This window comes from Campylobacter sp. RM16188, assembly GCF_012978795.1.
GTDB lineage: Bacteria > Campylobacterota > Campylobacteria > Campylobacterales > Campylobacteraceae > Campylobacter_A > Campylobacter_A canis.
Genome location: NZ_LIWQ01000010.1, coordinates 36,680 through 50,392 on the forward strand (window position 1 = coordinate 36,680; position 13,713 = coordinate 50,392).

The following is a 13,713-nucleotide window of genomic DNA, read 5'->3' on the forward strand; positions in this document are numbered from 1 at the left end:
CTATGAAAATCGGAATTATAGGGCTTGGGCTTATCGGAGGCTCGCTTGGACTCTGTCTTAAAAACGAAAAGCTAATCTCTTGCGTTAGCGGTCTTGATATAAGCAAAGAGCACGAAAAAAAGGCTCTGGAACTAGGCCTTGTGCATGAAATTTTATCTCTTGAAGAGATGAAAAAGAAGTGCGATATCATCTTTCTTGCAATCCCTGTCGAAGCGATAATCAATATAGTAAAAGAATTTGAAGACATAGACGAAAACACAACCATAATCGACCTTGGAAGTACAAAACAAAAGATCATCGAAGCAGTTCCTGAAAAGATAAGAGCAAATTTCGTACCAGCCCACCCTATGGCAGGAACTGAATATTCAGGTCCTACGGCGGCATTTTCAGGGCTTTTTAATGGAGCGGTGGTTGCCATTTGTGATTTTAAAGAGAGTAGCGAAAAACATGTAAAAAGATCAGTCGAGCTATTTTCTCACCTTGGAATGAAGATTATATTCATGGGTGCAAAAGAGCACGATCACCACGTAGGGCTTATCTCTCACCTTCCTCACGCGATAAGCTTCTCGCTTGCGGCAGGAGTTTTAAAAAAAGAGAATAAAAAAAACATCATCGCTCTTAGCGGCACGGGTTTTAACGGAATGATAAGAATCGCCAAAAGCTCGCCCGTAATGTGGAGTGATATATTTAAGCAAAACAAAGACAATCTAATAAGCTCTATTAAAATGTTTAAAGACGAACTTGCAGTGTGCGAAAATTTGGTGCGCGAAGAGAGGTGGGACGAGCTTAGAGATTGGATGAGTGAGGCCAGAAAGATACGCGAAATTTTATAAATTTACTTGAAATTTATAGCTTTTTAGTAAAATTCAGCAAAAATTAAAATTAGGAAAATTTATGAGAAGACGCGGAAGAAATTCAAATTTTATAGCTTACGGCATTATTGTCGTTTTGCTTGCAGTAAGCGGATTTTTGCTTTTTACATCAAATACGTTTGAGCGAGAAGCTCCGCAAATCGGTATTGAAGATGAAATTTATTGGAATTTAAAATCCCCTTTGCAGGTTAAGATAACCGACAATGTTGCCGTAAAATCGATAAAAATAGTTATGAACGACGGAGCAAACGATATAGTCTTGTCGAACCAAAAATTTGATGCTCCAATCGGTTCGCTTGATCTGAATATAACTTTTCCAAAGACGGGATTTGCCGCACAAAAAGATCTTTATACTCTCAAATTTGAAGCCGTAGATACGAGCAGATGGGGCTTTTTCTTTGGCAACAAGGAGAGTAAAGAGGTAAAAGTAACGGTAGACAGCAAAAAACCCGATCTTCACATCCTAAATCACTCCTACGCGATAAACAAAGGAGGCACCGCCACAGTCGTATTTAAAGCAAACGACGAGAGGTTAAAAGATGTCTATATCGAGTCAAATTTCGGCAAAAAATTCATACCTACCAAATTTTATCAAGACGATCACTACGCGTCTTTAGTGGCTTGGCCGGTGGATGAAAGTTCATTTAGCGCCGATGTGGTAGCGGTTGATCTTGCAGGAAACGAAAGCAGAAGCAAGATAAGGTTTTTTTACCAAAACCGAAGCTACCGTGTTTCTAAAATAAAACTGGATAATCAAAATAGATTTTTAAATGAAAAAATCCCGGATCTTGCGCAACAATACGCAAAAGATTATGAAAGCATGTCAAACGTAGAAAAGATGAAATTCGTAAACGAAACCCTAAGGGCGGCGAACGAAAAGCTCATAGCCGACGCTACGTCTAAAATTTCAACCGATACGATAAGCGAATTTGGTCTTAAGAAATTCTACCCGCTTAAAAACGGCAAGGCGGTAGCGAGCTTTGGCGATCATAGATACTATACCTTAGGCGATCAAGAGATAAGCGAATCTTGGCACATGGGAATAGATCTTGCTTCTACCCAACGAGCGAACATCGTTTCAAGCAATGACGGCATAGTAGAATTTGCAGGAGAAAACGGAATCTACGGACAAAATGTGATAATAAATCACGGATTTGGCGTATTTTCGCTTTATGGACACTGCACGTCTTTGACAGTAAAAACAGGCGATGAAGTAAAAGCGGGCGATATAATAGGCACAACGGGAGTTAGCGGACTTGCGATGGGAGATCACCTGCATTTTGGAATGATAGTGCAAGGCATAGAGGTAAGACCCGAGGAGTGGATGGATATGGGCTGGATGAAAGATAACGTTTCAGGCGTGCTAAATTCGGCAAAAAAAATGATAAGTGGCAAATAACTAGAATTTGTTACCAAAAATATGTATAATTAGAAAAAATTTATGAATTTTAAGGGAAAATTTTGCAACAAACAACGATAAAAAGAGCTGTTGAAAGCGTCGGTATCGGGCTTCATAAAGGTGAGCCGATAAAAATAACGCTAGAGCCAACAAGCGCAAATACGGGTATAGTTTTTTACAGAAAAGATCTTGGCGTTAGCTACAAAGCAGAACCGAAAAACGTGATCAATACTCAAATGGCAACGGTCATAGGCGGCAAAGAGGGTTACATCTCTACAATCGAGCACCTGCTAAGCGCTATTAGCGGGTATGGTATAGACAACATCCGCATAGTTCTTGACGCCAACGAAGTGCCAGTAATGGACGGAAGCGCGATCAGCTACTGCATGATGCTTGATGAAGCTGGGATTCAAAAGCTTGAAGATCACAAGCGCGCCATAATCATCAAAAAAGAGGTTCAAGTAACAAAAGGCGAAAAATTTGCCAAAGTAACTCCGTCAAAAAACCCTAAATTTGACTTTACTATCAAATTTGATCACCCAATCATAGGCGAACAAAGATATGTTTTTGAATTTAGCAAAAGTTCTTTTATAGAAGAGATTGCAAGAGCGAGGACTTTTGGATTTTTAAAAGATGTCCAGATGCTTCGAGCAAACAACCTTGCCCTAGGCGGAAGCTTAGATAATGCCGTAGTAATCGACGATACTCGCATACTAAATCCTGAAGGACTTAGATTTGAAAACGAATTCGTGCGCCACAAAATTCTTGATGCGATCGGCGATTTAAGCCTTATAGGCGCGCCTTTGATGGCTGATTATACTTCATTTGCCGGAAGCCATGAGCTAAATCACGAATTAACCGTAGCCATTTTAAGCGATGTTAAAAACTATGAGATTGTTACTCTTAAAGGCGATTTGGCACTTGAGTATCAAAAGGTATTTGCATAAAACATATCCAAATTCTCGTAGTTGCGCTATCCTCCCCGATTATCGTCGGAATTTATGATAATGACGGCAAATTCATACAAAAAATGATAAGCGATAAAAAATCCGACGAATCGCTTATCGAAATTCTTAATGAACTTACCAATGAGCAAAAATTACAAATTTCAAAGATTATTTACGCAAATGGACCGGGAAGTTTCATGGGGACAAAAGTCTCTTATATAGTCTTAAAAACTTTTAGCATGGTTAAAGAGTGCGAATTTTACGCTATAAGCGGATTTGAATTAAATGGAAACGGAGCAATAAAAGCAAACAAAGCCTTAAGCTTCGTAAAAACAGGAGATGAAATTTTACTTCAAAAAGCAGAACCTAAAGAATTTGAATTGCCGTTAAATTTAGATGTTTTAAATCTAAATTTAGATACTCTACCAAACTACGTAATTCAAGCGGTTTAGGAGATAATTTGGTCATAAAAGTTCCTGCAACAAGTGCAAATTTAGGGCCCGGTTTTGACGCGTTAGGGCTTGCGCTAAGCTTATATAACGAGGTTGAAGTAACGAGAGCAAAATTCTCTTCTATAGCGATTTTTGGAGAGGGTGAAGATAATATAAAATTAAAAAAAAATAACCTATTCTTATCCGTTTTTAACGAAATTTACTCAGAACTTACAGGCAAAAAAGATACTTTTCGCATAATCTTTAAAAACCAAATTCCTTTTTCAAGAGGTCTTGGCAGCTCTTCTGCGGTTATAACTTCAGCAATTGCAGCAGCTTATGCGACAGCTGAATTTAAAGTCGATAAAAACATAATTTTAAATAAAGCGCTGATCTATGAAAATCATCCCGATAATATAGCTCCTGCAACGCTTGGCGGATTTGTAAGCTCGGTAGTGAGTAAAAATCAAGTAACACATATCAAGAAATTCATCAAAGATGATATAAAAGCCGTTGTAGTGATCCCTGATAAACCGATGAGCACTAAAGAATCGCGCACAAAGCTACCTAAGAGTTATCTTATGAGCGAATGCGTAAATAATCTCGCTCACGCTTCGTTTTTGACGGCTTGCTTTTTTGAAGAGAGATATGAGCTCTTAAAAGTTGCGGCAAAAGATATGATGCATGAAGATATCAGGATGAAGTCGCTTCCCGAGCTATTTGACGTAAGAAAAACAGCCTATGAAAACGGAGCTTTGATGAGCACTCTTTCAGGAAGCGGTTCAACCATGCTAAACATATCTTATAAAAATGACGCATCAAATTTGAAAGAGAAGTTAAAAGATAAATTCAAAAGCTTCAGAGTTGAAATTTTATCCTTTGACAATGATGGATTTATAATAAAAAGCTAAAAAAAAGCAAACAAAAGATATAATAATGACTCAAAATTATATTCCTATCAGGATGTGTGCGGTATGCAAAACTCGCTTTAACCAAGCAAATTTACGCAGATACCGCATAATCGACTCTTCACTTTTTCATGGCAAAGGAAACGGTAGAAGCTTTTATATATGTGAAGATTGTTTGATAAAAGATGAGAAAATTTTAAAAAAATCGCTCGGTAGAGTGGCGGGGAATTTTATCGCTACTCTGCAAAATGAGCAAAATTTAAAGGAGATACTCTTAAATGGCGAATATTCGGATTTCAGAGATAGCGAATGAACTTGGCTACAGCAGCAAAGAGGTACTGGAAAAAGCTATCGAACTAGGACTAAAAGTCAAAACTCACTCAAGTGGAGTTACGCCTGAAGAGGCTGAAGCGCTATATACTTTTGTTCAAACGGGAGAAATTCCTGAAAGCTTTCAGCAAAAGCCCGAAAAGAAAAAAGCAGAGCCTAAAAAATCAGCATCAAAAGCGCCAAAAGAGAGTAAAGAAACAAAAAAAGATACTAAAAAAGAAGAAAAGCCAAAAGAAAACAAGAGTGAAGATAAAAAAATAGAAACCCCAAAGAGCCAAAAACCTAAAAAACCGGAGCCTGTAGTAGCAAAAGAAGAGATTGAAGAGCCGGCAAAAGAGAAGGAGGCTGCAAAACAAGATCCTATAACAGCTCCTCAACCTAAAGAGAGCTTAGCTGACGTAAGCCTACAAAAAAGACGCGGACTTATGATAGTTAAGAAAAAAAGAGATGAAGCTCCTGTATCAAAACCCGCAAGAGAGGTAAAAGAGCCTAGCGAACCTGTTAGAAATTTAGAAAGTATGTTTGCTTTTAGTGACGGCGAGAGCATAAAAAAGAAGAAAAAAGAGAAAAAGCCTGCAACCGCAACCAAAAAAGACGGCGCTCAAAAAGTTGATTTGCTCGGCGACAGAGATCTTGGCGATATAGTTTTAGAGGATGAAGATGTAGTGGTATTGCCTGATTTTTCGGTAAGAACTCCGGCACCTCAACCTACCCAAAAGACTAAACAAACCAATACCTTTAAGCCTGCGTTAAACAACTCAATCGGTTCATTTTTAGAGCAAGGTATCGGCAGACGACCAAGAAAGAAACACAAAAAGTCCTCGCGCGATAACTCAAATAAAGAAATAATCGACTCCGTAAATATACCAAAAGAGATCCGCGTATATGAATTTGCAGAGAAGATAAACAAACAGCCAAGCGAGATCATCGGCAAGCTGTTTATGCTAGGCATGATGACTACCAAAAACGACTTTTTGGACGAGGATGCGATCGAAATTCTAGCCGATGAATTTGGAATTGAAGTAAACATCGTAGATACTCAGGAAGAATTTGACTACGTAAAAGCATACGAAGAGCAAGTCGATGATACAAATTTGACTGAAAGAGCACCGGTTATAACGATTATGGGACACGTTGATCACGGTAAAACTTCGCTTCTTGATTACATTAGAAATTCACGAGTCGCATCGGGTGAAGCTGGCGGCATAACTCAACACGTCGGCGCTTATATGGTAAATAAAAACGGCAAAAATATCACATTTATAGACACTCCGGGACACGAAGCATTTACGGCTATGCGGGCAAGAGGAGCGAAGATAACAGATATAGTTATCATCGTGGTTGCAGCAGATGACGGTGTAAAACCTCAGACTAAAGAGGCCGTAAGTCACGCAAAAGCAGCAGGCGTTCCTATCATAATAGCCATAAATAAAATGGATAAAGAAACCGCAAATCCTGATATGGTAAAAACCGAGCTTGCAAATCTTGATATACTACCAACCGACTGGGGCGGAACGTATGAATTTGTGCCGATATCGGCTAAAACGGGTATGGGTGTTGAAGATCTGCTTGAAATCGTACTTTTGCAAGCGGAAATTTTGGAGCTTAAGGCTAATGCAAAAGCAAATGCAAAAGCAACTATCGTAGAAAGCTCTCAACAAAAGGGTCGCGGTTCTGTCGCAACCGTCATCGTTGAAAACGGCACGTTAAAAGTTGGAGATACCGTTGTAGCGGGAGTGGCTTACGGAAAGATAAGAAGCTTGCTTGATGACAAAGGCAGAAATTTAAAAGATATAAAACCGGGAGAATGTGGCGTAATAATAGGACTTAGCGAAATTCCGGAAGCCGGTGAAACTTTAATAAGCGTAAAAACAGATAAAGAGGCGCGAGAATACGCTCAGAAAAAAGCTGAATACTTACGCCAAAAAGAGCTTTCAAAATCAACGAAAGTTACTATCGAAGAGCTTAGCGAAAAGATAGCCGAAGGAGAGTTAAAAACACTTCCCGTTATCGTAAAAGCCGACGTTCAAGGCTCCCTTGAGGCTATTAAAGCAAGCCTTGAAAAGCTTAGAAATGACGAGATAAAAGTAAATATCATACACTCGGGCGTAGGCGGTATCACTCAAAGTGACGTGGCCTTAGCTCAAGCAAGCGAAAACTGCGTGATTTTAGGATTTAACATCCGTCCAACGGGTGAGATAAAAGACAAAGCCAAAGAGAGCAAAGTCGAGATAAAAACATACAACGTAATTTACAATCTACTCGATGATATAAAAACACTTCTTGGAGGTCTTATGTCGCCGATCGTTCGAGAAGAACAGCTCGGTCAGGCTCAGGTTCGCCAAGTTATCAATGTACCTAAAATCGGTGCTATCGCAGGCTGCTTAGTAACCGAAGGCACTATCAACAGAGGTGCTAAAATCAGACTTATCAGAAACGGCGTAGTCGTTCATGAAGGCACAGTAAGCTCGCTAAAACGCTTTAAAGACGATGTTAAAGAGGTAGCCAAAGGCTATGAATGCGGTGTTGGCATCGAAGGCTATAACGACATAAGAGAAAACGACTATATCGAAAGCTTTAAAGAAGTAGAGGAACAAGCCACTCTATGAATCCGACCGAGATAAAACGACTAAGAACTCAAAGCGTACTTAAAGAGCTAATCCCTGAAGCTCTTGCCACTCTTGAAGATAGTATTTTGCGTGGTTTATGCGTAACGGACGTAGAGTGCAAAAAGGGCAGATACGACGCATTTGTATATCTTGACAAGATGGCTTTTGACGAGCACGAGCAGGCTTACGTTTTAGAACATCTAAAAAGAGTTTCAAGATATCTGCAAAATCACTGTATGGCGGCTGAAGGCTGGTATCGATGCCCGAATTTTCATTTCAAATTTGACGATAGGCTGGAGTATCAAAATCATATAGATAGTCTTTTTGATAAAATTTCAAAGGATTTAAACAAAAATGCAAAATCTTGAAAAATTAATAAAAGAGTGCGGTGTAGAACTTTACGATACTGAAGTTGCAAACGAAAACGGCAGAACCATTTATAGAATTTACATCACAAAACAAGGCGGAGTAAGCTTAGATGATTGTGAAAAAGTCTCTAGATTACTATCTCCGATATTTGACGTAGAGCCTCCGATAAGCGGGGATTATAACCTTGAAATTAGCAGTCCCGGACTTGAAAGAAAACTTGAAAAACCAAGCCACTTCATCGCAAGCGTTGGGGAACTAGTCAAAATTTCAGCCACGATAGACGGCGAAAATAAAAAGCTAAAAGGTAAATTATTATCCGCAAATAGCGAAGATATAGAGCTTGAATGCGAAGATCAAAAGTTCAAAATCAAAATTTCAGACATAAAAAAAGCCAAAACATATTTTGAGTGGTAAATTTAAAATTTACCACTCAAATTTAAATTTACACTTTCAACTTTACAAACATTCTAAATTTACATAAAAACAACCCTAAAACACTTAAACATAAGCAAACACAATGTTAAATTTGGATATAATCGCATAATTTTCATATATAAAGTAGGTAAAAATGAGCTTTTTAGATATTTTCTCCAAAACCAGAAAAAAACAATCAGCTCCGAGCGAAGCTCCTGCACACTGGATCAAATGCGATAGCTGCCACTCGCTTATGTATTACAAAGAAGTTGAAGCGTGCTTTAACGTATGCCCAAAATGCGGCTATCATATGCGCCTAAAGCCTGAAAGAAGGATAGAGATGCTCTGCGATGCAGGCAGTTTTGTAGAATTTGACACAGAACTAAGGCCTGTCGATCCTCTTAAATTTGTAGATAAGAAATCATACAAAAAACGCATAAGCGAAAGCGAAGAAAAAACGGGCAGAAGTAGCGCCGTGATATGCGGTGAAGCCAAAATAGACGGCATGGACGCTCAACTAGTAGTCTTTGACTTTAGCTTTATGGGTGGCAGTCTCGGCTCGGTTGAAGGCGAAAAGATAGTAAGAGCCATCAAGCGCTCACTGGATAAAAGGCAACCGCTCATAATTATCTCCGCTTCAGGCGGCGCAAGAATGCAAGAAAGCACATTTTCTTTAATGCAGATGTCAAAAACCTCAGCGGCGTTAAAGCTGCTTGATGAAGCCAAAATCCCTTACATTTCAATCCTTACCGATCCTACCATGGGTGGAGTTAGCGCCAGCTTTGCGTGGCTTGGCGACATCATCATAGCTGAACCTGGCGCACTTATCGGCTTTGCGGGTCAAAGAGTTATAAAGCAAACCATCGGTTCTGATCTACCTGAAGGATTTCAAAGATCTGAGTTTTTACTAGAGCATGGTCTAATTGATGCGATAGTTGAAAGAAGGGAGCATAAGCAGTTTATCGGCGATATGATTAGGCTGCTTACGGATATCAAGCCCGAGCAAAAACAAGCACAAGATGCCCAGATAATGCAAGAGGACGAGGTGGAGGAATAAGGCTTGGAAATTTCGGTATTTTCCATACAAAAATCCAAGCAAGATAGCTTTGAAAGCGAGATAAAAGAGTATATCAAGATGTCGTCTAAATTTGCCAAAATTACCGATACCGTCATATTTAACGACAAAATTGCAAAAGCTCAAAGCAAAAGCAAAGAAGAGTCGTTAAAAGCTTACGATGAAGCATATGAGCCAAATTTAAAGGGCTTTTGTATCGCACTTGACGAAAGAGGAGAGCAGATGAAAAGCGAGGAATTTGCCAGAATTTTTGCCAACAACTCTCAAATTTCACTTTTTATCGGTGGAGCTTACGGATTAAGCTCAAATTTTAAGCAAAAAGCCGACAAAGTAATTAGTCTAAGCTCTATGACAATGGCTCACAAGATAGCTAAACTTATGCTCTTTGAGCAAATTTTCAGAGCGCTTTGCATAAATGCAAATCACCCATATCACAAGTAAAGGAAGTAGATGCGCAAAAACGATTTAGAGTTTTTTAAAGCACTCTTAGAAGAGAGAAAGATACAGATAAATAAAAATATAATCGATGCAAGCAACGAGATCGCAGGGCTTAGAGGAAGCGGCGTAAGCGATGAATTCGATATCGCTTCGGTAAATGCCGATCAACTCATAGAGCAATCAATAAACGCTCAACAAAGACAAGAGCTTATCGAGATAGATCTCGCGCTTAGTAAAATTTTTAATAAAACCTACGGTGTTTGCGAGATGTGCGAAGAAGATATAGGTCTGGCTCGCCTTAAAGTAAAACCTCACGCTAGATACTGCATAGTTTGCAGAGAGATAGTGGAAAAAACATCTAAAAAATAAGGAATCATCATGAAAACAAGACGTTTTATAGTATATAGCGTGATATATATAGTCTTACTTGGTATTTTGGTGTATTCAATCGACTCTTCCGATCATACTTTCGGGCTTCTTGGCTACTCATTTACTATGCCGCTTGCGCTTTGGGTAGTACTGCCGGTGGCGTTTTTTGCGATTCTTTGTATAGCGCATATCGCATATCACGGCTTTGAAATTTATATGTTTAAACGCTCCATAAAACGCGATGAAACTCTTTACAAAGAGCTTGCCAGAGAGGTTTTGCTGGGGCTTGATACAAATAAAGATTTTAAAACAGAGCTTTACAAAGCTCCTTCGCAAATTACTAAAATTTTATCTCCTTGGGGCAAACACAAAGACGAAGCTATTAGCGACGACGAGCTTGAAAGCGTTGCAAAAACAGTAAAAAATATACTAAATGGAGAAGTTGTCGATCTTAAGAAATTTAGACTGCAAAGCACAAATTCGCTCTTTATACAAAACGAGCTAAATAAAATAGAAAAAAATTCAACCTATTTCCTTGATGTGCTTAAAGACTACAAAGAGATAAACGATGAAATTTCTAAAAAAGCTAATGAAAAGCTTATTGCAACCGGCAGTTTTGCAGACATCAAGAAATTTAATTTCGCAAAGAGCGCAGAAGAGACCATGACTCTACTTGAGCGCTTCGTAAAAGATGAGATTGTTATAAGTAATGATGAAATTTACGAGCTTCTTGATAACTTTAAAATTTCAAAAGCTCAGTATAACAACTCTGCAAAAATTCTAATAGGCAAGATAACTCCTGACGCTCTTATAAACATATTTGAGAAGTTAAAATCATCTCATGCCGATGCCGAAGAGGCGTATTTGTATCTGCTATTTGAGTTTCAAATGCTTGATAAAGTCCGCGAAATCACCGAAAATTCCGACGCAAGCGAATATCAAAACATCAAAATTTTGATGTATCTTAGAGAAAACGGCAAGCTAGTGCCTGAAAATTTGCTCTTTAGATGATAGACTTTAGCTTAAAGCCTATCTTTTTAGCTCCTTTAGCAGGTTTTTCCGATCTGCCTTTAAGGAGCGTGGTCAAGCGTTTTGGATGCGATGTAACTGTTAGCGAGATGATAAGCGCAAACGCACTTGTCTATGAAAGCTCGGACAAGACGCTTGAAATGCTTAAAAAATCTCCTGAAGAAACTCCGTATGTCGTTCAAATCGCAGGAAGCGATAGTGAGATCATCAAAAAAGCTGTCGAGATCATAAATAAATTTGAAGGAATAGACGGCATAGACCTAAACTGCGGCTGTCCTGTTCCAAAAGTAGTCAAGCAATGCGCAGGCTCGGCACTTCTAAAAGATATAGATAATCTCAAAAAGATAGTAGAAACGATAAAAAAAACTTCAAACAAAAATATGCTAAGCGTTAAAATGAGGCTAGGATTTGACGAGAAGATTCCTGAAATTTTAGCTTTAGCAGCTGAAGATGCAGGGGCTGATTATATAGCTTTTCACGGGCGAACAAGAGCTGGCGGATATACGGCAAAGGTTGATTATGAGGCTATAGCAAGAGCTAAAAGTGCGGTTAAAATTCCGCTAATCGCAAACGGAGATATCAGCGAGAAAAACGCCGAGCAGGTTTTTAAGCTAACAAATTGCGACGCTATAATGATAGGCAGGGCCTGCATAGGCAAGCCTTGGGTATTTCACGAGATCAAAAGCGGCCAAAGCGTAACTAACGAGCTAAAGAGCGAGATAATCCTAGCTCACTTTGACGCTATGCTCTCTCACTACGGCGCTCACGGAGTGTCGATATTTCGTAAGCACTTGCACCAGTACTCAAAAGGCATAGAAGGCGCAAGCGCATTTAGAGACGAGATAAATCGCATCAGCGACGCTTTTACAATGCGCGACAAGATAGAAGACTTCTTTAAAATTTAAATTATGCAAGGCTACATAATCCACACGCAAAAAGCCAAAGAAGAAGACCTTATCGTCTATATCCTGACAAAGGATCTGCTTATAAAGTGCTACCGATTCTACGGAGCTCGTCACGCTAGCGTTATGCAAGGCTTTAAGATAGATTTTGAGCTAAACGAGAGTGCAAATTTTCTCCCGCATCTTAGAAGCGTGCTACATCTTGGTTTTAACTGGCTTGTCGTGCGCGAACGTCTACTCATATGGCAACAGTTTATGCGCCTGTTTTACGCGCATTTAAAAGATGTCGAGCATATAGACGAGATATATTTTAACCAAGCTGAAATTTGTGCGCAGAGATTTCTAAAGCAAAACCCAAAACGTTTAATCATCGAAAGCTATGTGCGAATTTTAGAGCATGAGGGAAGACTTCATGACGAGCTTGCTTGCTTTATCTGCGATGAAAAGATCGAAGATAGCCTATCTTTAACTCGCGGGTTTTTGCCGTCTCATACGCATTGCGCGGGAAATTTTAGCTTTGAAGCGGAGAAAATAGCTCATCTTTTTAAAGATAAATCAACTATCCTGCTAAACGATGAGGAAGTTAACGAACTATATACTATCATCTTGCAAGGGTTTTAATTAAATCAAACAGTTAATTGCAGGTAGGCAAACCGCCCTTTATGCTAAAATTTGACAAATTAATAAGGAGATAAATTTGAATAACTTTAGATACATCCTAATCCACCTTACAGGTTGAAGAGATAAATGCTATACAAAGATATATTATTCCTCCTCTTTATTCACTTATAGACAAGCTCATAATTAGTGGAGATAATATAAAGATTCTATGAAGATGGCTACAAAAAAGATATAGAGTCAAAAGATGCAATTCATCCTATGAACTATGTCGTATCTTGCAACTACATCGAACTAGCCCAAATGATACTAGAAAGCGGATATGTCCCAAAACTAAGGAAAAATCCTATTAACGGCTTGCCCGGCATCAAAGACGGCTCAGATGTAAAGCGTTCGGTATATCATATGTGCTTGATGAGATTCCAAACCATGAGGGTATGCTTGAGCTTCTTTTAAAATACGATGTAGCAGGACAGCCTACTAAAGAGGAGTCAAAAGGAGCTTATGATTGGTGTCATGAGCAATATATATTTAGTATTTTATCTGCATATACTATAGATGATAATCTAACATATTATTTAAGATATGAGAATTTTACTAAAAATATTGAACAAGAGTATTGCTCTAAAAAAGACTCGACATTTGAAGTAAAAACTTTTTTCAAATGGGCAAATAAATATAGAAAAGCACAAGCGCTAGAAGACATTATATTCTCCAAGGATAATGGAAAGATAGTTTTCAAAGATGGGCAGGACAAATATATTGTTAAACCATATAAAAAATTAACATCAGATGAGATAAAAAAGATAGTAGATGAAGAGTATAAAAGATGATCTTTAAAAATCCAACCGATACGATTTATAATAACATTAAAACCATCAAGGAGTAAAAGTGTCAAATTTCAACAAAGAAAAGTTTATACAAGATAAATTTATAAACACTTTTCACTTACTAACTGTGGTGTTTAGCAAATTTTACTAATCAAATTTGCAGATAAGATAAA

General features: G+C 38.5%; 17 protein-coding genes. All 17 read left to right on the forward strand.

The window, feature by feature from the left end:
• Nucleotides 1–2: 2 nt before the first annotated feature.
• The 17 genes from CDOM16188_RS07125 to CDOM16188_RS07205 all read left to right on the forward strand — a co-directional run bounded on the left by CDOM16188_RS07125 (nucleotide 3) and on the right by CDOM16188_RS07205 (nucleotide 13,543).
• Complete coding sequence (locus CDOM16188_RS07125) at nucleotides 3–833, forward strand: prephenate dehydrogenase (protein WP_172200835.1); 831 nt, start codon at nucleotides 3–5, stop codon at nucleotides 831–833.
• A 61-nt stretch (nucleotides 834–894) separates the two neighbouring features.
• A complete protein-coding gene (locus CDOM16188_RS07130) occupies nucleotides 895–2,271 on the forward strand; it encodes a M23 family metallopeptidase (RefSeq protein WP_172200837.1) in 1,377 nt (458 codons plus the stop codon).
• 62 nt (nucleotides 2,272–2,333) lie between these two features.
• A complete protein-coding gene (gene lpxC, locus CDOM16188_RS07135) occupies nucleotides 2,334–3,218 on the forward strand; it encodes a UDP-3-O-acyl-N-acetylglucosamine deacetylase (RefSeq protein WP_172200839.1) in 885 nt (294 codons plus the stop codon).
• A gap of 83 nt (nucleotides 3,219–3,301) precedes the next feature.
• Nucleotides 3,302–3,670 (forward strand): glycoprotease, encoded by a 369-nt coding sequence (locus CDOM16188_RS07140; protein ID WP_172200841.1) that lies wholly within the window; start codon nucleotides 3,302–3,304, stop codon nucleotides 3,668–3,670.
• Between the two features lie 8 nt (nucleotides 3,671–3,678).
• A complete protein-coding gene (thrB, locus tag CDOM16188_RS07145; protein ID WP_172200844.1) occupies nucleotides 3,679–4,560 on the forward strand; it encodes a homoserine kinase in 882 nt (293 codons plus the stop codon).
• Nucleotides 4,561–4,585: 25 nt separating this feature from the next.
• Complete coding sequence (locus tag CDOM16188_RS07150) at nucleotides 4,586–4,870, forward strand: DUF448 domain-containing protein (protein ID WP_172200847.1); 285 nt, start codon at nucleotides 4,586–4,588, stop codon at nucleotides 4,868–4,870.
• Complete coding sequence (gene infB, locus CDOM16188_RS07155; protein ID WP_172200850.1) at nucleotides 4,836–7,496, forward strand: translation initiation factor IF-2; 2,661 nt, start codon at nucleotides 4,836–4,838, stop codon at nucleotides 7,494–7,496. The genes CDOM16188_RS07150 and infB overlap by 35 nt, the downstream gene beginning before the upstream one ends.
• Nucleotides 7,493–7,864, forward strand: coding sequence for a 30S ribosome-binding factor RbfA (gene rbfA, locus CDOM16188_RS07160; protein ID WP_172200852.1), 372 nt, complete (start codon nucleotides 7,493–7,495; stop codon nucleotides 7,862–7,864). Before infB ends, rbfA begins: the two co-directional genes overlap by 4 nt.
• Nucleotides 7,851–8,279 carry a ribosome maturation factor RimP gene (gene rimP / locus CDOM16188_RS07165; protein ID WP_172200855.1) on the forward strand — a complete coding sequence of 143 codons (429 nt, stop codon included), beginning with the start codon at nucleotides 7,851–7,853 and terminating at the stop codon, nucleotides 8,277–8,279. The genes rbfA and rimP overlap by 14 nt, the downstream gene beginning before the upstream one ends.
• A 154-nt stretch (nucleotides 8,280–8,433) precedes the next feature.
• Complete coding sequence (gene accD / locus CDOM16188_RS07170) at nucleotides 8,434–9,336, forward strand: acetyl-CoA carboxylase, carboxyltransferase subunit beta (RefSeq protein ID WP_172200858.1); 903 nt, start codon at nucleotides 8,434–8,436, stop codon at nucleotides 9,334–9,336.
• A 3-nt stretch (nucleotides 9,337–9,339) separates the two neighbouring features.
• Nucleotides 9,340–9,795, forward strand: a complete 456-nt coding sequence (locus CDOM16188_RS07175) for a 23S rRNA (pseudouridine(1915)-N(3))-methyltransferase RlmH (protein ID WP_172200861.1) — start codon at nucleotides 9,340–9,342, stop codon at nucleotides 9,793–9,795.
• Nucleotides 9,796–9,804: 9 nt separating this feature from the next.
• The gene (dksA, locus tag CDOM16188_RS07180) at nucleotides 9,805–10,161 is read left to right on the forward strand and encodes an RNA polymerase-binding protein DksA (RefSeq protein ID WP_172200864.1); all 357 of its coding nucleotides are present in this window, start codon (nucleotides 9,805–9,807) and stop codon (nucleotides 10,159–10,161) included.
• Between the two features lie 9 nt (nucleotides 10,162–10,170).
• On the forward strand, nucleotides 10,171–11,172 hold the full coding sequence (locus tag CDOM16188_RS07185) for a LapA family protein (protein WP_172200867.1): 1,002 nt from the start codon (nucleotides 10,171–10,173) through the stop codon (nucleotides 11,170–11,172).
• The gene (locus CDOM16188_RS07190) at nucleotides 11,169–12,095 is read left to right on the forward strand and encodes a tRNA-dihydrouridine synthase (RefSeq protein WP_172200870.1); all 927 of its coding nucleotides are present in this window, start codon (nucleotides 11,169–11,171) and stop codon (nucleotides 12,093–12,095) included. Before CDOM16188_RS07185 ends, CDOM16188_RS07190 begins: the two co-directional genes overlap by 4 nt.
• 3 nt (nucleotides 12,096–12,098) lie before the next feature.
• On the forward strand, nucleotides 12,099–12,713 hold the full coding sequence (gene recO / locus CDOM16188_RS07195) for a recombination protein RecO (RefSeq protein ID WP_172200873.1): 615 nt from the start codon (nucleotides 12,099–12,101) through the stop codon (nucleotides 12,711–12,713).
• 258 nt (nucleotides 12,714–12,971) lie between these two features.
• Nucleotides 12,972–13,166 (forward strand): hypothetical protein, encoded by a 195-nt coding sequence (locus CDOM16188_RS07200; protein WP_172200876.1) that lies wholly within the window; start codon nucleotides 12,972–12,974, stop codon nucleotides 13,164–13,166.
• Nucleotides 13,148–13,543, forward strand: a complete 396-nt coding sequence (locus CDOM16188_RS07205) for a hypothetical protein (RefSeq protein ID WP_172200879.1) — start codon at nucleotides 13,148–13,150, stop codon at nucleotides 13,541–13,543. The genes CDOM16188_RS07200 and CDOM16188_RS07205 overlap by 19 nt, the downstream gene beginning before the upstream one ends.
• Nucleotides 13,544–13,713 lie beyond the last annotated feature (170 nt).